This window comes from Herbaspirillum sp. 1173, assembly GCF_031455335.1.
Classification (GTDB): Bacteria; Pseudomonadota; Gammaproteobacteria; order Burkholderiales; family Burkholderiaceae_D; genus Herbaspirillum; species Herbaspirillum huttiense.
Genome location: NZ_JAVDSP010000014.1, coordinates 1 through 18,278 on the forward strand (window position 1 = coordinate 1; position 18,278 = coordinate 18,278).

Consider the following 18,278-nt stretch of genomic DNA (forward strand, 5'->3'; position numbering starts at 1 on the left):
AGTTGCGGTCGCCTTCTTTTGCTTACTTTTCTTGGCGAGACAAGAAAAGTGAGCGGCTGCCGGGCCGCTCCCGGCGCGTTCTTCCGACCGGAGAGAGAAAATAATTAAGCTAGAGCGCAGGAAGAAATTCCGTGCAGACTACCCCAAACCGTAAAACCAACACCAAAAAAAATACCGCCCAAGGAGAAAACCCAAGGGCGGCACAGAATAATTCCAAAAAAGAATAAATCAGCGCTCCGAAAATGGATGCGTCTTCTTCCAGTGTTCAGCGATATCGATACGCCGGCAGATCCAGACTTTGTCGTGTGACTGCACATAATCCAGGAAGCGCTGCAGGGCACGGAACCGTCCAGGCCGTCCGAGCAAGCGGCAATGCATCCCGATGGACAGCATCTTCGGCGCGTCTTCACCCTCTTCATAGAGCACGTCGAAACTATCCTTGAGGTACTGGTAGAAGTGCTCGCTGGTATTGAACCCCTGAGGCGTAGCAAACCGCATGTCATTGGAATCCAGCGTATAAGGCACCACCAGATGTGGTGCCTTCACGCCACCGCTGGTCTCGACTTCAGTCCAGAACGGCAGATCATCCCCGTAGTAATCGGAGTCATAGGCAAAGCCCCCGTGCTCCACCACCAGCTGCCGCGTATTGGGCGAATCCCGCCCCGTATACCAGCCCAGCGGCGCGCTCCCGGTGAGCTCACGGAAGATCTGCACCGCCTCCTGCATGTGCGCCCGCTCGGTCTCGATATCCATGTTCTGATAATGAATCCACTTCAAGCCATGGCAAGCAATCTCATGCCCCAGCTCCTGGAACGCCTGAGTCACATCAGGCGAACGCTGCAAGGCCGTGGCCACGCCAAAGATCGTCATCGGCAGACCGCGCTTCTCGAACTCGCGCAGGATGCGCCACACCCCCACCCGCGACCCATATTCGTAAATCGATTCCATCGACATGTGCCGCGCCGGATAAGCCGCCGCCCCCACGATCTCGGACAGGAATTGCTCCGACGCCGGATCGCCATGCAAGACGCAGTTCTCGCCGCCTTCTTCATAATTCAGCACGAATTGCAAAGCCACCCGCGCCTGGCCGGGCCAGCGCGCGTGCGGCGGGTTGCGGCCGTAGCCGGCCAGGTCGCGAGGGTAAGTTTGTTGCTGTGACATAAGTTCTTCGTTTGGCTGTCAAGAAAGGAAATCGCAGCGCCCGACCACAGCGCCGCAGGAAAAATCACACACGTGCAAAACCGCTGAGCAATCCATGATAAGCCTTGGGCAAGGGCCGCGCCCACTCACCACCCTTGGCCGTGCCCAGCCCCAGCGCCACCAGCGACTCCGCCAGCTTGACCGCTGCGGTCACGCCGTCGATCACCGGTGCACCAATGTCACGGCCAATGGCCGCACACAGGTCGGCCATGCCGGCACACCCCAGCACGATGGCCTCGGCCCCGTCTTCAGCCAGCGCACGCCGGCACTCGTCGGTAATGCGCGCCCGCGCATCGGAAGCCGGATTCTCCAACTCCAGCACCGCAATCTCGCAGGCGCGCACGTTACGGCAAAAACGCTGCATGCCGTAACGCTCGGCCAGATGCCAGGCCATGCCGCTGGTGCGCGCCAGCGTGGTCACCACCGAGAAGGACGGGGCGACCAGACTGGCCATGTGCATCGCCGCTTCGGCAATCCCGATCACCGGTCCCCGCGCCAGCTCGCGCGCGGCCGACAAGCCAGGGTCGCCGAAACAGGCAATCACGTAGGCATCCACACCCTCGCGCTCGCCCTGCTCGATTTCCTGCAGCAGGCCCGGCACGGCCAACGCCTCGTCGTAGTGGCTCTCGATCGAGGCCGGCCCCATCTGCGGACTCACGCCCGTGATCTCGGTGCCGGGTGCCGCCACCTGACGCGCGCAGGCAGTCATGGCCTCGGTCATGCTCATGGTGGTGTTGGGATTGATCAGCTTGATGCGCATGCTTGTTCCTTGATGCAATGAAGTCCAGGTCGGCGACGCTCAACGCTTGCGCGCGAACATCAGGTAGAACACCGCGCCCAGCGCCGCACCGATGAACCAGGAGAAGTCCGCCGCTTTGCGCAGCTGCGGCAGCATCACGCAGGCCACGCACACGGCAGCAGCCAGCACCAGCGCCTTGACCGCATCACGGTTCACGCCATTGGTGTACCAGTAACGGCCTTCGGGACGCATGGTGTAGAGATCCTCGACCTTCACCTGGCGTTGCTTGACCAGGTAGTAGTCCGACAGCAGGATGCCGTACAGCGGGCCGATGAAGCCGCCCAGTACATCCAGCGTGTAGTGGATCACTTCCGGATTGCCGAACAGGTTCCAGGGCGTGATGAAGATCGAGGCCGTGGCGGCGATCATGCCGCCGGCGCGCCAACTGATGCGGCTGGGCGAGAGGTTGGAAAAGTCGAACGCGGCCGAGACGAAATTGGCCACGATGTTGATGCCGATGGTGGCCGTCAGGAAGGTCAGCGCGCCGATCACGGCAGCAGTCGTGCTGTCGATGCGCGAGACGGTTTCCACCGGGTCGGTGATCAGTTCGCCAAACACGGCAATGGTGGCCGAAGTAGTCACCACCGTGACTATCGAGAAGGCCAGGAAGTTGACCGGCAGGCCCCAGAAGTTGCCACGCTTCACATCGGCGAAAGTATGGCAGTAGCGGGAGAAGTCGCCGAAGTTGAGCATCGGCCCCGAGAAGTAGGACACCACCAGCGAGATCGCCGTGATCATCACCGAGACCGCCGCCCAGCCGCTGTACTTGATCTCGCCCAGGTTCAGGCCGACATTCTGCCAGCCGGCCTTGTAGATCATCCAGCCCGCCAGGATGAACATGACCACATAGACCGCCGGACCGGCAAAGTCGATGAACTTCTTGATGGTCTCCATGCCGTTCCAGAACACCAGCGCCTGCAGCACCCACAGCAGCAGGAAACCGCCCCAGCCCAGCGTGGAGAGGCCGGCGAAGGAGTGCACATGAACATCGGCATAAGGCTTCAGTTCCGGGAAGAACTTCAGCACCACCACCACGAAGGCGGCCGAGGCCAGGTAGGTCTGGATGCCGTACCAGGCCACCGCGATCAGGCCGCGGATCATCGCGGGGACGTTGGCACCCAGCACGCCAAAGGACAGGCGGCTCATCACCGGATAGGGCACGCCATGCGCCTGGCTGGGACGCGCCACCAGGTTGCACAGCAGGTAGACGATGCTGATGCCGATCAGCAGCGAGATCAGCACCTGCCAGCTGGTGAGGCCCAGGGCGAACAGGCTGCCGGCAAACACGTAGCCGCCCACGCTGTGCACGTCGGACATCCAGAAGGCAAAGATGTTGTAGGAACCCCAGGTCTGTTTCTTCAGGGGGGCAAGGTCTTCATTGGTCAGGCGCGCATCGTCGGCGCCGGCGAGATAGGCGCCGGGTGCAGCGGAGGGGGAAGCGTCGGTAGTCATGGCCGGTCTCCATCAGAGAGAAAGGTTGGGTGAAACGAATCACGCCCGGCCGCAGCCGGGCTGTTCAACGGACTTCCTGCATGCTCTTGTCGGCATGGTGGTGGTCACACGGTCGGTATTGCATTCGGCCGCGCGACGTGGCCCTGTTTGTTTCTCACTTCCTTCTTCCATCTTCCTGATCCTCCCTGGCGGGAAAATCAGGGTGTGCGCGCCGGCCCGTGGGTCACAGTCCCTTGCCGAGCACGGCACGCAGATCGAACTGATCATCCGCATCCGGCCGTACCCGGTCCTCGCACAAATGCAAGTGATGTGCCATATGCGACTGGGCTGCGGCAACATCGCCTTTTTCCAGCGCTTCCAGCACGGTCTCGTGTTCATCGAAGGAGCAGGCGTTGTGGCCCGGCGCCTCCGTCTTGGCAATCATCAGTGTGGTGCGCGAGACCAGCTTGCGCAGCGTCTCCACCAGCAGCGCATTGCCGGTCAGCTCCGCCAGCGCCAGGTGGAACTGGGCGGAAAGCCGGATCCAGCGCGGCCGGTCACCGTTCAGATAGCAATCCCGCTCTTCCTCCACCATGCGCCGCAAACCGGCGATCTGGCGCGTGCCCGCCTCGCGCCCCACCTTCTCCAGCACCGCATGTTCGAGGATGTTGCGCAACTCGAACATGTCGCGCACCTCCGCATGCGAAGGGCTGGCGATGAAAGCGCCCCGGTTGGCTTCCAGATCCACCATGCCCTCCGAGGCCAGGCGCGAGAGCACCTTGCGCACCGTGTGGCGGGCCGTGTCGTAGATCTGGCACAGGGTCTGCTCGGTCAGCTTGGTACGCGGCGGCAGGCGGTGTTCCATGATCGCGTCATAGATGTCCTGGTACATCCTTTCCTCGACCGCTCCCGTGCTTTCGCGCTCGCGCGCACTGGCGCGGGCCGGGGCGGCAGGGGGGCGTGCGGTTTTGCTGGCTTTGTTCATGATGCTCATGCTCTGGCTGGAATGACTGTCTGGAAGGTCTTGCCGGTCAACAACGAGGCGCATGGATCGTCAACAATCTGAAAATGGATTTGCAACAAAACGGGGCTCATTCTGCACCAAAAAGAATGCCCTGTGACCCTCTTTGGGTCACCGCCGACGCGACTTTCGATGCTGCGGCGCAGCGCCGATGGGGCAAACTTCCCTTGTGAACAATGGCGTACCGCATGCTGCATGGCGTAATCTTGATTTCAAAAATTGTTGTCAATTCGTGCGTTCGATTGCGGCAAAAACGGGTGGTCAATGGTGCCGGTGGCGCGCTGCAAAAGACGGGCCGGACCGTCGCCAATCCCCTGTAACTCCTATGCAAGAAGCGTGCTTGACCGCAAGGGATATGAAAACGCCCAGCACATGGCCGGGCGCGATGTTGCGAGCTGCGGCAGGTCTAGTGGCTGGCGGCGTACTGTTCCAGCTCCTGGTGCAGGGTGGCCTTGTCTTCTTCGGACAGGAAGCAGGCGTCGATGCCATTGCGGGCCAGCTGCAGCACCTGCTCGCGCGAGAGGTTCAGCGAGCGGGCGACAGCGTGGTAGTTGGCGTTCATGTAGCCGCCGAAATAGGCCGGGTCGTCGGAGTTGACGGTGACGGCCAGGCCGGCATCGAGCAGGCGCGCCAGGTTGTGCTCGGCCATGTCCTTGACCACGCACAGCTTCAGGTTGGACAGCGGGCACACCGTCAGCGGGGTGCGCTGTTGCGCCAGGCGCTGCATCAGGGCCGGGTCTTCCTCGCTGCGCACGCCGTGGTCGATGCGTTCGACGTGCAGCACGTCCAGCGCGCCGATCACGTAGGCGGCCGGACCTTCTTCACCGGCGTGGGCCACCAGGCGGAAGCCGAGTTCACGGCAGCGGGCGTAGACGCGTTCGAACTTCTCCGGCGGATTGCCGCGTTCGGAGGAATCCAGGCCGATGCCCAGCCACAGGTCGGCGTACTGCTCGCGCAGCGGCAGTGCCGCTTCCAGCGTGGCGAAGGCATCTTCTTCGGAAAGATGGCGCAGGAAAGACATGATCATCACGCTGCCGAAGCCGTCGCGACGGCGCGCATCGCGCAGGGCGGCGGCGATGCCGGCGAACACGGTAGCGATCGGAATGCCGCGCTCGGTGTGGGTTTGCGGATCGAAGAAGATCTCGGCATGGCGCACGTTGTCGGCTTGCGCGCGGGCAATGTAGGCGGCGGTCATGTCGTAGAAGTCCTGCTCGGTGCGCAGCACGTTGGCGCCGGCGTAGTAGAGATCGAGGAAGGACTGCAGGTCGCTGAAGTTGTAGGCCGCGCGCAGGTCCTCGACCGAAGCGTAGGGCAGGGCGACGTTGTTGCGCTGGGCCAGGGCGAACATCAGCTCGGGTTCTAGCGTGCCTTCGATGTGCAGGTGCAGTTCGGTTTTCGGCAGGCCGGCGATGAAACCGTCCAGCGCGGCGCCGGTAGCGGAGGAAGAAATGACAGCTGAGCTCATGGAAACGACCCTTCAAAAATGGCAGAAACAGGGAAGGCGGGCGCGGGAACAGACCCGTGGGCGCCGCGCGACACTTCGCCGCGCCAGCATAGCCGCCTTCCGGACCCCGCATTATCACGCAAATCGCAGCCCTGGCTCCACAAAGGTAAAAGCCGGTATGCCGCTGAACCAAAGAGGCTGCGTGAGTTCTGAGCAGCAGTGCTGCGGCCTCTCGCCGGGCGGGACTTTGGCAGGGATGCAACTAAATCTCGCCAGCATCGGGCAAGCCATGTTTAAATGCTAAGCTTCTTGGGGGAAACGAATGCGCAAGTCGATCAGGGAAAGCATGCAGTGGATCGTGGGTGGCACCGTACTGGTGGCCATGTCGGGGTGTTCCATGATGCCGTGGACGGAAGCCGAGGATCCGACGGTGGTACCGTACAAGACGGTCCTGAGCGGTTCCTACCAGGGTTTCCTGAAGAACTGGGATGAGCAGCGCCAGCCGGTTTTCTGTGCCCTGATCCGCAGCCGAGCCGAGTGGGACCGCTGGATGCAGCCGGCTCCGGTGATGAACGACAAGCGTCCCTTCGGTCCTTCGGCCGATCATTTTGAACGCAAGCAATATCTGGTGGTGGCGCGCAGCATGTCCGCGCCGGATGCGGCGGAACGTCCCCATGTCTTCACGCCCTTGTCGCTGCGTCTGCGCGACGGCACCCTGCGTCTGAACTATCTCTATCGCGCACCGGCTTCCGGCGCTTCGTATCGCATCAAGGATTACCTGATGGTGGCCATTCCCAAGGAACGGTTCACGACGGGGCCGGTGGTGTTTTATGAGAATGACCGGAAGGTGTGTGAAGTGGAGCGGTAACGCCCAGGCTGGCCCAATGGTCAGCCACATCCGTGCAGGACCTGAACGAAAAAAAGCCGAAGGCGAGAGCACCTTCGGCTTTTTCATTTCTGACTCCGTCTGACATATGGCGGCTTCAAGCCCCCTGCGTCATCCCGATGAACTGCTGCAATTCCGGCGTCTTCGGATTGCCGAACAATTCCTCCGGCGGTCCGATCTCATGCACCTTGCCCTGGTGCATGAACACCAGCCGGTTGCAGACCTCACGCGCAAAGCGCATCTCGTGCGTCACCATCAACAGCGTCATGCCTTCCTTGGCCAGGCCGCGCATGACGGTCAGCACTTCGTTGACCAGTTCCGGATCCAGCGCCGAGGTGATCTCGTCGCACAGCAGCGCCTGCGGATTCATCGACAGCGCGCGCGCAATCGCCACGCGCTGCTGCTGGCCGCCGGAGAGTTGGTCCGGAAATGCATCAAACTTGTGACCCAGCCCGACCTTCTCCAGATTGGCCTTGGCCGTGGCCATCGCCTCGGCTTCGCTCGTGCCCTTCACGATCATCGGCGCAATCATCACGTTGCGGCCCACCGAGAGATGCGGGAACAGGTTGAACTGCTGGAAGATCATGCCGACCTTCAGCCGCAGGTTGCGCAGCTCCAGTTCGCTCGCACCCAGCTTGGCACCGGCCACGCTGATGTTGCCCTCGTCGATGCTCTCCAGGCCGTTGATACAGCGCAGCAGCGTGGACTTGCCCGAACCGCTCTTGCCGATGATGGCGATCACTTCACCGGGCTCGACGTCCAGGCTGATGCCCTTGAGGACTTCGTTGTCGCCGAAGCGTTTCTTGACGTTGTCAATGGCGATGAGCGGCATTGTATTTCCTTTCTAAAGACTGGCTGTACTTGGACAGCGGCCAGCAAAGCACGAAGTAGAAGGCACCCACGATGGCAAACACCGTGAAGGGGCGGAAGGTGGCATTGGTGATGACGGTGCCGGCCTTGGACAATTCGATGAAGCCGATGATGGAGGTCACCGCCGTCGACTTGATGATCTGCACGCCAAATCCCACCGTCGGTGCAATCGCGATACGGAAAGCCTGCGGCAGCACGATGTAGCGCATCTGCTGGAAGTAGCCCATGGCCAGCACCGATGAGGCTTCCCACTGCCCCTTGGGAATGGCTTCCACGCAGCCGCGCCAGATCTCGGCGAGATACGACGCGCTCCAGCACATCAGCGCCAGTCCCGCCGCCAGCCAGGCCGGCACTTCGATGCCGAACAGCGCAATGCCGAAGAAGACCAGGAACAACTGCATCAGCAGCGGCGTGCCCTGGAACAGTTCGATGTAGAGCCGGGCGACTTGTCGCAGCCAGTTTTGGCGCGAAGTGCGCATGAACAGGATGATCAGGCCCAGTGCGCCACCGAGCACGAAGGTGACCAGCGACAGGACGATGGTCCAGCGCCACGCCAGCATCAGGTTGCGGACGATGTCCCAGGTGGTGAACGTGATCATGCGGTCCTCCGGGCGGTGATGAAGTGGTTGCCGATCAGGCGCAGCAACTGGCGCAACAGGATGGCCAGCACCAGGTAGATGGCGGTGGCGACGATGTAGGCTTCGAAGGCGCGGAAGTTGCGGCCCTGGATGTAGTTGGCCGCGAAGGACAATTCTTCCACCGCGATCTGCGAACACACTGCCGAGCCCAGCATGACGATGACCACCTGCGAAGACAGTGCCGGCCAGATCTTCTGCAGCGCCGGACGCAGGATGATGTGGCGGAAGATCTGCCCGCGCGACATCGACAGCGATTGCGCCGCCTCGATCTGCCCGCGCGGAATTGCTTGTACGCCGGCGCGGATGATCTCGGTGCTGTAGGCACCCAGGTTGATCACCATGGCCAGGATGGCAGCGGTGATTTCACTGATGTGGATGTTCAGCGAAGGCAGGCCGAAGAAGATGAAGAACAGCTGCACCAGGAAGGGCGTGTTGCGGATGATCTCCACATAGCCGCTGACGATGGGTTTGAGCCAGCCCGGCCCCTGCGTGCGTGCCCAGGCACCGAAGATGCCCACGGCCACGCCCAGCACGCCGCCGATGGCGATGAGCTCGGCGGTGGTCGCCACACCCTTGACGATGACGTCGGTGTAGTCGAGCGTGGAAAGAAAATCGAATTGATAAGCCATGATGTCGTGTCTGCCCTGCCTCGAAAATGCTGCGTTTGCCGGGTTGTCCGCCTGCCTGCTGCCGGGGTGAAACTGGTTTGCTGCCGTATTGGTACTGTATTGGTGCTCTAGGGCGACCGTATTGCCGTCGCCTTGCTACTGTACTGGTGGATTTCCGCAACTGTCATGCCGCACACCACGAAGGTGTGCGGTCACACCAGCAAATTACAGGCCAGCCGGCAGCGGCAGGCCCAGCCACTTCTGGGAGATGGCGTTGAGGCTGCCGTCCTTCTTGGCGTCGGCCAGGATGGCGTCGACCTTGTCCTGCAGCTTCTTCTCACCCTTGTTCAGGCCGATGAAGCAGGGCGAATCCTTGATCAGGAACTTGGTCTCGGGCTTCTTGGGCGGGTTCTTGGCGATGATGGCGGCGGCCACCACGTTGCCGGTCGCCACCAACTGCACCTGGCCGGAGAGGAAGGAGCTGATGGTGCTGTTGTTGTCTTCGTAGCGCTTCACGGTGGCCGAGGCCGGCACGATCTTGGTCAGTTCCAGGTCTTCCACCGAGCCACGGGTGACGGCAATGGTCTTGCCGGCCAGGTCGGCGGCGCTCTTGACCGGCAGGTCGGCGGGGCCGAACACGCCATTGAAGAAGGGCGCATAGGCAGCGCTGAAGTCGATCACCTTCTCACGCTCGGCGTTCTTGCCCATGCTGGAGATGACCAGGTCGACTTTCTTCGTGGTCAGGTAGGGAATGCGGTTGGCGCTGGAGACGGGAATCAGTTCGACCTTCACGCCGATCTTCTTGGCGATCAGGTTGGCCACGTCGATGTCGAAGCCCAGCGGCTTGAGGTCGCTGTCGACCGAGCCGAACGGCGGGAAGTCGGCCGGCACCGCCACGCGCAGCGTGCCGTGCTTCTGGATATCGTCCAGGGCGTCGGCGCGGGCAGCCGAAGCGGAGAACATCATGGCGCCGGCCATCAGGCCGAGCAGGAGTTTGGTCAGTTTCATAGCAGTTTCCCTTGGGTTGACGTCGTTGACTACGTTGATGAGTGGCCTGTGCTGTACTGTGCTGCTCAAGGCCGTTTGCTTTCCTGGCGTGGCAGTCCGGTCTCGCCCGCAGCCCCCTGCCGCGACACCGATGCCAGCGCCTGCCGCAGCGGTTCCAGCGGATCGCTGCTGCGCACCTGGGTGAGCCCTGATTCCACATGCTGCAGGTGGTCCTGCATCAGTTGCTCTGCCCGTTCCAGATCGCCGCGTTCCAGCGCTTCGACGATCAATACATGTTCCGAACACGAATCCTCAGCCTGCTCCGACGACTGGTGCAGCATGGCCGTCAAGGTGGTGCGCGCGGTCAGGTCGCGCAGCGTTTCCGACAGCAGCGAGTTGCCCAGGCATTCGCACAGACAGACATGGAAGTCCCCCAGCAGATAGCTGCGCGCCCCCACATCGGCCCCGGCGATGGCCGCCTCTTCACGTGCGATGTGATCGCGCAGCTGGCCGATGGCCTGCGCGCTGATCGGCCGCACCCGCGCCTGGCGCAACAGCCCCAGTTCGATCACGCGGCGTGCCTCGAAGGCTTCGCGCGCCTGTTCAGCAGTCGGCTCGATGACGAACCAGCCGCGCCGGGCACTGACGGTGACGATGCCACGCGCCATGAGCCGGGTCAGCGCTTCGCGCACCTGGGTGCGCGAGACGCCGAACAGGTCGGCCAGCTGCTGCTCGCCCAAGCGCGTCCCCGGTGCCAGTTGCTTGGCGAGGATGGCCTCGGTGATGCGGACCGCAATCTGCGACGACGACTTGGCGGAAGGATCGGTGTTCATATCCCCTCATCAGCAAGTTGTGTGCCACGCTGATATACAAGATTGGCATACAACAAGCCGCGACGATTATTGGCGGCCAGACGCCGGTGTGGCAAGGGTTTGCGCGGGGTGTCGCAATGCGGTCACGCTGGCGGGAGGGCGGGTGATGCGGCGCAAAATGGGCGAAATGAAGGAGTGGGCGCAGGGCTTGCCTGCTTTTGGTGCGCTTGAGCCTGCCACACGCGGGTTTGGACTGCCCTGCTTTTGTGCGCCGCATTGTCGAATATGAATGCATTGGCGTTTTCAGGCAGCGGATTATCTTGGATGGGCGTCAAAATATTCACATCAAGAGACATCGAAATTCCCTTCAAGTAATAAACTTGCAGTTGAATCTAGTTAGAATCTGATACAAATTGCTAACAAGCACACAGGGAAAATCCGGCAAATTTAACAAGAACAAGGATGGAAGCTCATCCATGTCAGGATTTTCCGGATTTCCGCAATGCCGCAGCCGTGGTTTCATACGGCCTGCCAAATTGATAACAAATCCATCAGGGAGAGCCCGTGCCGCGCTCTGCAGCAAGCCAAGCCATACAACAAACAGCCGGCCGGACCTGGCGCGCCTTGCGGGCGCTGGCCTGGACCCTGGCCGCCAGCGCGGCGGCGCTGGTGACCGGTGCAGCGCCGGCCCAGAACCCGGCGGCGGCCACGGCGGCCGCGCCCACCTCGATCGCCTTCTATTACGGCCCCAATCCCCCGCTGGCTGACCTGCAGGCCTTTGACGTGGCCGTGGTGGAACCGGCCTTCGTGCGCGACCCGGCCGCACGCACGCGCAGTGCGGCCAACGGGGCGCACCAGCTGTTTGCCTATGTCTCGCTGGGCGAGGTCCAGCCTTCCCGGCCTTACTACAAGCAGATGCCGCCCGGCCTGCTCAAGGGCGACAACGCCGCCTGGGGCAGCCGCGTGATCGACCAGACCGCGCCCGGCTGGCGCGACTTCTTCCTCGACAAGATCGTGGCGCCCTTGTGGGCGCAGGGCTGGCGCGGTTTCTTCCTCGACACGCTGGATTCCTACCAGCTCTTTGCCAAGACCGATGCCGAACGCGCCGCCCAGACGCAGGCCATGATCGCCACGTTGCGCGAATTCAAGCGCCGCTATCCGGAGGCGAAGCTGATTCTCAATCGCGGCTTCGAACTGTTCCCCGATGTGGCACCGCTGACGTATGCGGTGGCTGCCGAATCGCTCTATCGCGGCTACGACGCCGGCCGCCGCAGCTATGGTGCCGTCACCGACAATGACCGCGCCTGGCTCTCCGGCCAGCTGCGCACCATCCGCGACCGCTATCGCCTGCCGGCCATCGCCATCGATTACGTCGACCCGTTCCAGCCCGGTGCCCGCGCCCTGGCGCGCGAGACGGCCAAAAAGATCAGCGCCGACGGCTTCCTGCCCTGGGTGGCCGATGGCACGCTGATGTCCATGGGCGTGTCCAGTGTCGAACTGGTGCCGCGCAATGTGCTGGTGCTGCTGGATGTGGCCAAGGGCGATGACCTGCATACCACCGAGGCCCAGCGCTTCCTCGGCATCCAGCTGAATCACCTCGGCTTGCGCTATGAATTCCGTGAAGTCGGCCGCGAGGGCCTGCCCACCGAGCCACTGGCCGGACGCTATGCGGGCGTGGTGACCTGGTTCCGCAGCGGTACCGATCACCAGCGCCTGGGCCCGTGGATCGGGCAGCGCATCAAGGAAGGTGTGCCGGTGGCCATCTTCAATGCCTTCGGTTTCCAGATGACCAAACTCAGCGCCGGCATGCTGGGGCTGACCAGTTTTTCCGCCCCTGCGCCGGAACAGCTGGAGGTCACACAAGCCGATCCCGAACTGATGGGTTTCGAGACCAAGCCGCGCGTGGACCGCACGCAGCTGGAGCTGGTGCGCCTGACCGATCCTGCCGCCAAGTCGCTGCTGCGCATGAAGGATGGCCGCAACAACATCTACGATGCCGCCGCCATCATGCCCTGGGGTGGTTTCGCCCTGGCCCCGTTCGCTACCACCACGCTGCAGGTGATGGACCCGCCGCGCTGGGTGCTGCAGCCCATGCTGTTCCTCAAACGCGCGCTGCGCCTGCCCGCCATTCCGGTGCCGGACGTGACCACCGAGGGCGGCCGCCGCATCCAGACCAGCCACCTCGATGGTGATGGGTTTCCCTCCAAGGCCGAATATCCGGGCTCGCCCTTTGCGGTCGAAGTGCTGCAGCGGGAGATCTGGGACCGTTACCGCTTTCCCGTGACGGTCTCGGTGGTGGAGGGCGAGCTGAGCCCGCAGGGCGTCTATCCGCAGCTCTCGGCGCAGACCACGGCGCTGGCGCGCAAGATGTTCACGTTGCCTTATGTTGAGCCGGCCAGCCATTCCTTCTCGCATCCCTTCAACTGGGCCGATGCGATGTATGACACGCGTACCGCGGACATCAACCAGATGGATGGCGATGCCTCGCGCACGCTGGACATCCCCAACTACAAATTCAACCTGCAGCGAGAGATCAAGGGGTCGATGGACTACATCAACAAGACCCTGCTGCCCCCGGGCAAGAAGGCCGAAGTCTTCCTCTGGACCGGCAACTGCGTGCCGCCGCCCGAGGCCATCGCCCAGACCTATCTGGACGGTTTCCTCAACATGAACGGCGGCGACACCATGATCACCAGGAGCCGCAACACCTGGACCGACATCGCCGCGCAGGGGGTGCGCAAGCAGGGCTGGTACCAGGTCTTCGCGCCCAACCAGGACGAGAATGTCTACACCGGCAACTGGACCGGTCCCTTCTACGGTTTCGAGCGCGCCATAGAAAGTTATGAACTGACCGGCGAGCCGGTCCGCTTCAAGGCGGTGGACATCTACTACCACTTCTACGCCGGCACCAAGCCCGCCTCGGTGGCGGCCCTGCACAAGATCCACCGCTGGGCCGAGGCGCAGCCGTTCACGCGGCTGTACGTCTCGCAGTACATCCGCAAGGTCATCGATTTCGAAAACACCAGCATCGCCCGCACCGCCGATGGCACGCTGGTGTATCGCACCGGCGAGTATCTGCGCACGCTGCGCATCCCGGCCGATGCGCCTGACGTGGATTTGTCACAGCCCGGCATCGCCGGGATCGCGCCGGGCCCGAGTGGCCGTTACCTGATCACGTCGGCCGGCGAAGTGCGCATCCGCCAGCGCAGCAGCAGCGAGCCATCCGATGCGTCGCCGGCCTTGCCCATGCTGCTGGAAGCGGCCGGCCAGGTCGGTGATTTCCAGCGCAGCATCAACGGCAACAAGGCCGAGCTGCGTTTTTCGCTCACCGCCAATGGCGTGACGACCTTCAGCGTCAGCGGCGCGCGCGCCTGTACTGCCACCGCCAATGGCGTGGCGCTGGCCAAGGGCAAGTCGGTCAGCATCACCGGCCAGACGTGGTACCGCAATTTCACCGGCAAGACTGCAGTTCATCAATATGACATCGGCTCCGCAACCGCCCCGCTCGCGACAACACGGCACCTGGTACTCGTTCAATGCACCTTATGAACGGGCCAGGCTGTTCTCGCCCTGGACGATCGCCGGCTTCGCGCTGGCAGTCGGGACGGTGCTCGCCCTGGTCTATCCCAAGGTCTCGCTGCAGCAGCGGCTGGAAGTGGCCAATGCCAGCGGCAAATCCGACCAGCTGACGGTCGAGTACATCAAGGTCTTCCTCAAGGCCCAGCCCGGCAATGCGGCGCTGCGTGCCGAGCTGGTCAAGCAGATGATCGACCTCGGCCAGTTCGGTGAGGCGCGCGCGCAACTGGCCTTGCTGCAGCTGGACAGCAGCGCCGCGGCGCGCCTGTCGGCGGCCTGGCTGGAATATCGCATCCGCCAGCAGGAAGTCTTCGCTCTGCCCAAGGATGCGCCCGAGCGCACGTTCTTGCTGGCGCAGTTGCGCGAACAGCTCAATGTGCTGATGACCTATCCGCTCACTGCGCAGCAATGGCTGACGCTGTCGCAGGATGCGCTGGCACTCGGTGACGGCGAGTCCGCACGCGCTGCCTTCGCGCGCCTGCTGGCCGATCGCAGCACGGCCGACATGTCCTACACCGAAGCGGTGCGCCTGGGCCAGCAGAGTCTGGGCGTGGGCGATTATCACAGCAGCGCGGCCTTCTACCTGCTGGCCATGCAACATGCCGGATCGCTGGCGGCGCGCCGCGAGAATTTCCTCGATGCGATGCGGACCCTGCAGGCCGGCGGCTTCTACCAGGAAGCGCTGGCCGCCGCCGAGGCCAACCTCGGTCCGCTGGCCAATGACAAGACCGTGCTGCTGTACCTGACGCGGCTGGCCCAGGCGGCCAATCGCCCGGATGCCGCCGAACGTTACGTGAAGCAGTTGCTGCAATTGTCGATGGCGCGTGCGCCGTCGCCGCTGGCGGCTGCGCGGGCCGGGCAGGGGGGCGTGGTGGCCGTGTCCATGCAGGACTTCCGGCAGTCGCTGCAGCAGATGCAATCGCTGCTGCACCATCCTCGGCGCCTGCACAATGAACTGCAGCGCGCGATGCAGCAGGGCCGCCTGCTGCCTGTGGCCGGGGAGAACCAGCCCTCGGCGGCCGATGTGGCTTCCAGCCGCGCGCTGGCCAGGCTGCCCTTCGATGAGGAGATCTACACGCTGGCCTACAACGTCTTCCTGGCCAATCGCAACCTGATCGATGCGCGCCTGCTGGCGCAATCGGCGGTGCGCCAGCGCCCCGATGACGCGGCCTGGCGCAAGCGCCTGGCCGAGGTCTCCGAATGGAGCGGTGTGCCGGAACAGGCCACGCCGCAATGGCTGGCCTATGCGCGCCTGTCGGGTGACGAGGCGGCATGGGACAACGTCCTGCGTGCCGCCGCCGGGACCTTTGAACAAGACATGCTGGTCGAGGCCCTGCAGCACAAGATGCAGGTCGAGCCCGGCAATGCGCAGTGGGTCAACCTGCTGGTGGCGCAATACGAAAACATCGGCCAGCCCGAACGCGCCGCCGCCTTGCTGGAAGAGCGTCTGCGCGGCAAGCCGGCCCCCACTCCCGACGCCGCCACCGAGCGCAACGGCACGATGGAAGCGCTGGCCAAGCTGTATCTGCGCATGGGCCGCGATGATGCTGCGCTGGCGACCTTGCGCCGCCAGCGCGAGGAGTTCGGCCCTTCCGCCGCGAACGCCCTGATGACCGCCAATCCCCTGTATCTGCGTGGCCGCCTGGACGATGCGCTGGAAGTGCTGCGCGCTGCCGCCAGGGTGGCACCGGACGGTAATGCCGACTTCTGGCGCACCTATGCGGAAGTGGCGCGCTACATGGGTCTGAATGAAGAGGCGCGCATCGGCTATGACCGCCTGCTGGCCGCAGACCAGGCCGCCGAAGGCGACATGAGCAACATGATGGTGGTGATCCAGGACCGCGAACCACGCGCCGCCGCCGAGCTGGCCGAGTTCGGTTTCCACCGCACCGGCGTTCCCAATTTCGCGGTGCAGGCGCTGACCTATCGCCTGCGTCTCAATGACCTGGAGGGCGCGCGCAGCTTCCTCGCCAGCCTGACTCCGCAGCAGAATGCGGCATTGGAAAAATACGTTCCTTTCCTCAGCGTGCGTTCCTCGGTCAAGCAATTGCAGCGCGATCTCGAGGGCGCGCGTGCCGACATGCGCCTGGCGCTGTCGCTGGCACCGCGCGCGGCCGATGTGCGCGCCGAGACCCTCTGGGTACTGATCGCCACGCGCGATGCCGCACTGCTCAATCGCGCCATGACGATGTGGGCCCATGATGCCGAGACCACGCCGCAACTGTGGGGACCGTACGCGGCCGCGAACATGTCGCTGAACCGGCAGAACCAGGCGCTGCACTGGTTCCGCAAATCCGGCTTCCCGCACGACGATTACCTGTGGCTGATGAGTTATGCCGAGGCGCTGGATGCCACCGGCCAGCCCGACCTGGCCTGGCGCATCCGCCGCCATGCCTGGCTGGAAGTGCGCAATCCGCAACTGCTGCGCAATGTCCCGCCCGGGCAATTGCATGAATGGCGCGATCGTCTGGCGGCGCTGGCACCGCTGTTCATGAGTGCCGATGACAGCGCCCGCGTCATGCGCGCACTGTTGCGCAGCGATGTGACGCTGCCACCGCGGCCGGACGGCCAGTCCAACCCCGCCAACGGCCCGGCCCTGCTCAAGGACATGCAGCAAGCCGCGCGCAGCGATGCCGTCCAGCGCAGCCAGGATGAGGTGCGATCAGCGCAACTGGCCGAGGGGCCGGCAGCACTGTTTGCGCCTACCACCGACACCGGCCAGCGCCCGGGCGATGATGCCCGCTTGTCATCCGGTGCACGCGAACTGGCGCTGGCCTATGCGATGAACCAGAACCAGTCCGACCTGGCCCGCACCTGGCTGGCCACGCGCTTTGCCAGACAGCTCGACAAGCCGCTGTGGGGCGAGCTGGCCATGGCCCTGGGCAACGATGATCGCCAGCGCTTGAATGCCATGCTGGACAACCTGGCCGACTGGCTGCCCATGTATGACCGCGTCGAAGCGGCACGCGTGGCCGGACGCGTCGGCCTGGCACAGACGCTGGCCTTCGACCAGCTCGAACGCCTGCCCGCTGACGATGAACTGCACGGACGGCTGACCGGCCTGGTGACCGATGAGCCGCCGCGCTTCTCGGCGGGCTACACCGCCACGCGCGAATTCCCGCTGGCCACCAAGCTGTTCACGCTCAACACCGGCGTGGCGCTCACGCCGGGCACGCGCTTCTCCTTCGGCTACACCGAACGGCACCAGACCGTGGACGACACGACTCTGCTGGGTGATGTGCCGGCGGTGGACCGGCTCTTCGAATTCACCCTGCGCCGTCGCATCGAGGATGGCTTCGTCAGCGCCAGCCTGCAGCACCGCGATGCGATGACTTCCTTCAATGGCCTGCGCCTGGAATTCTCGCAGCAGCTCACGCCCAAGCTCACGCTCTCCGGCAATGGCGGGCTGAACCTGGCGGCCATCGATTCGGCCTTGATCCGCGTGGGCGGACGGCGCAGCGGCGGCGAACTGAACCTGAATCTGCAATTGAGCCGTACCGAATACCTGCGCCTGGGCGGCGGCCTGCAGCGCTACCAGACGCAATCCGGCACGGCGCTCGGCAATGGCCGCACCCTCAATGCCGAAATCGGGACGCACTTGCGCGTGGAGTATCCCAACCTGACCCTGCGCGGCTTCGTCAACGATGCCAGGTTCAGTGACCGTGGTGCCAGCGATAGCCAGATCGCGCGCCTGGTCCCGGCCGGCAACGATCCGGCCGGCTTCCGCTACATGCCGCTGGATGCGCGCTCGTGGGGTGTGGCACTGGGGGCCGGCACCGTCATCGAAAATGCCTACACGCGCGCCTGGCGTCCTTATGCGGAGTTCGGCCTGACCCGCACTTCCGACATCGGCTGGGGCCGCAACCTGCGCGCCGGGGTGGCCGGCAGCGTGCTGGGACAGGACGTGCTGTCGGTGGCGGCGCAGAGCACCAGCGCCACGCCCAACACGCCGCAGCGCGGGTTTGAATTGAATGTGCTCTACAAATGGTTCTACTGAATATGAATC

At 63.7% G+C, this 18,278-nt stretch carries 13 protein-coding genes; 3 read left to right on the top strand and 10 right to left on the bottom strand.

Features of this window, described 5'->3' with window-relative positions:
* Positions 1–228: 228 nt before the first annotated feature.
* The 5 genes from puuE to J2X56_RS25975 form a co-directional block, all read right to left on the bottom strand.
* Complete coding sequence (gene puuE / locus J2X56_RS25955) at positions 229–1,161, bottom strand: allantoinase PuuE (protein ID WP_121040601.1); 933 nt, start codon at positions 1,159–1,161, stop codon at positions 229–231.
* A gap of 64 nt (positions 1,162–1,225) precedes the next feature.
* Complete coding sequence (locus J2X56_RS25960) at positions 1,226–1,960, bottom strand: aspartate/glutamate racemase family protein (protein ID WP_121040599.1); 735 nt, start codon at positions 1,958–1,960, stop codon at positions 1,226–1,228.
* A gap of 39 nt (positions 1,961–1,999) precedes the next feature.
* Positions 2,000–3,451, bottom strand: a complete 1,452-nt coding sequence (locus J2X56_RS25965) for an NCS1 family nucleobase:cation symporter-1 (protein ID WP_121040597.1) — start codon at positions 3,449–3,451, stop codon at positions 2,000–2,002.
* A gap of 223 nt (positions 3,452–3,674) precedes the next feature.
* Positions 3,675–4,415 carry a GntR family transcriptional regulator gene (locus J2X56_RS25970; protein ID WP_034334381.1) on the bottom strand — a complete coding sequence of 247 codons (741 nt, stop codon included), beginning with the start codon at positions 4,413–4,415 and terminating at the stop codon, positions 3,675–3,677.
* Positions 4,416–4,857: 442 nt separating this feature from the next.
* The gene (locus J2X56_RS25975) at positions 4,858–5,916 is read right to left on the bottom strand and encodes an adenosine deaminase (RefSeq protein ID WP_134136988.1); all 1,059 of its coding nucleotides are present in this window, start codon (positions 5,914–5,916) and stop codon (positions 4,858–4,860) included.
* Positions 5,917–6,217: 301 nt separating this feature from the next.
* On the opposite strand from J2X56_RS25975, the gene J2X56_RS25980 reads away from it, so the two are divergent.
* Positions 6,218–6,763 (top strand): hypothetical protein, encoded by a 546-nt coding sequence (locus J2X56_RS25980; RefSeq protein WP_209569373.1) that lies wholly within the window; start codon positions 6,218–6,220, stop codon positions 6,761–6,763.
* A gap of 115 nt (positions 6,764–6,878) precedes the next feature.
* Here the strand turns inward: J2X56_RS25980 and J2X56_RS25985 are convergent, their stop codons facing one another.
* The 5 genes from J2X56_RS25985 to J2X56_RS26005 form a co-directional block, all read right to left on the bottom strand.
* The gene (locus J2X56_RS25985) at positions 6,879–7,613 is read right to left on the bottom strand and encodes an amino acid ABC transporter ATP-binding protein (RefSeq protein ID WP_088755038.1); all 735 of its coding nucleotides are present in this window, start codon (positions 7,611–7,613) and stop codon (positions 6,879–6,881) included.
* A complete protein-coding gene (locus tag J2X56_RS25990) occupies positions 7,594–8,250 on the bottom strand; it encodes an amino acid ABC transporter permease (RefSeq protein ID WP_034334373.1) in 657 nt (218 codons plus the stop codon). Before J2X56_RS25990 ends, J2X56_RS25985 begins: the two co-directional genes overlap by 20 nt.
* Positions 8,247–8,918, bottom strand: coding sequence for an amino acid ABC transporter permease (locus J2X56_RS25995; protein ID WP_034334375.1), 672 nt, complete (start codon positions 8,916–8,918; stop codon positions 8,247–8,249). The genes J2X56_RS25990 and J2X56_RS25995 overlap by 4 nt, the downstream gene beginning before the upstream one ends.
* A 204-nt stretch (positions 8,919–9,122) precedes the next feature.
* Entirely contained in the window at positions 9,123–9,905 is a 783-nt protein-coding gene (locus J2X56_RS26000) for a transporter substrate-binding domain-containing protein (RefSeq protein ID WP_121040592.1), read from the bottom strand.
* Between the two features lie 65 nt (positions 9,906–9,970).
* The gene (locus J2X56_RS26005; RefSeq protein ID WP_034334379.1) at positions 9,971–10,717 is read right to left on the bottom strand and encodes a GntR family transcriptional regulator; all 747 of its coding nucleotides are present in this window, start codon (positions 10,715–10,717) and stop codon (positions 9,971–9,973) included.
* A 543-nt stretch (positions 10,718–11,260) separates the two neighbouring features.
* Here J2X56_RS26005 and J2X56_RS26010 point away from each other — a divergent pair.
* Together J2X56_RS26010 and J2X56_RS26015 are read left to right on the top strand one after the other, a co-directional pair.
* Positions 11,261–14,245: a bifunctional glycoside hydrolase 114/ polysaccharide deacetylase family protein gene (locus tag J2X56_RS26010; RefSeq protein WP_134136987.1), complete on the top strand. Its 2,985-nt coding sequence runs from the start codon at positions 11,261–11,263 to the stop codon at positions 14,243–14,245.
* The gene (locus J2X56_RS26015) at positions 14,175–18,269 is read left to right on the top strand and encodes a tetratricopeptide repeat protein (RefSeq protein ID WP_310163968.1); all 4,095 of its coding nucleotides are present in this window, start codon (positions 14,175–14,177) and stop codon (positions 18,267–18,269) included. The genes J2X56_RS26010 and J2X56_RS26015 overlap by 71 nt, the downstream gene beginning before the upstream one ends.
* Positions 18,270–18,278: the final 9 nt, after the last annotated feature.

What these genes read in the sequence shown, in the direction of transcription:
- J2X56_RS25965 (WP_121040597.1), bottom strand. Translation starts at nt 3,451, where the DNA reads ATGACTACCGACGCTTCCCCCTCCGCTGCACCCGGCGCCTATCTCGCC.
- J2X56_RS25985 (WP_088755038.1), bottom strand. Translation starts at nt 7,613, where the DNA reads ATGCCGCTCATCGCCATTGACAACGTCAAGAAACGCTTCGGCGACAAC.
- J2X56_RS25975 (WP_134136988.1), bottom strand. Translation starts at nt 5,916, where the DNA reads ATGAGCTCAGCTGTCATTTCTTCCTCCGCTACCGGCGCCGCGCTGGAC.
- J2X56_RS26005 (WP_034334379.1), bottom strand. Translation starts at nt 10,717, where the DNA reads ATGAACACCGATCCTTCCGCCAAGTCGTCGTCGCAGATTGCGGTCCGC.
- J2X56_RS25990 (WP_034334373.1), bottom strand. Translation starts at nt 8,250, where the DNA reads ATGATCACGTTCACCACCTGGGACATCGTCCGCAACCTGATGCTGGCG.
- J2X56_RS25995 (WP_034334375.1), bottom strand. Translation starts at nt 8,918, where the DNA reads ATGGCTTATCAATTCGATTTTCTTTCCACGCTCGACTACACCGACGTC.
- J2X56_RS26015 (WP_310163968.1), top strand. Translation starts at nt 14,175, where the DNA reads ATGACATCGGCTCCGCAACCGCCCCGCTCGCGACAACACGGCACCTGG.
- puuE (WP_121040601.1), bottom strand. Translation starts at nt 1,161, where the DNA reads ATGTCACAGCAACAAACTTACCCTCGCGACCTGGCCGGCTACGGCCGC.
- J2X56_RS25960 (WP_121040599.1), bottom strand. Translation starts at nt 1,960, where the DNA reads ATGCGCATCAAGCTGATCAATCCCAACACCACCATGAGCATGACCGAG.
- J2X56_RS25980 (WP_209569373.1), top strand. Translation starts at nt 6,218, where the DNA reads ATGCGCAAGTCGATCAGGGAAAGCATGCAGTGGATCGTGGGTGGCACC.
- J2X56_RS26000 (WP_121040592.1), bottom strand. Translation starts at nt 9,905, where the DNA reads ATGAAACTGACCAAACTCCTGCTCGGCCTGATGGCCGGCGCCATGATG.
- J2X56_RS25970 (WP_034334381.1), bottom strand. Translation starts at nt 4,415, where the DNA reads ATGAACAAAGCCAGCAAAACCGCACGCCCCCCTGCCGCCCCGGCCCGC.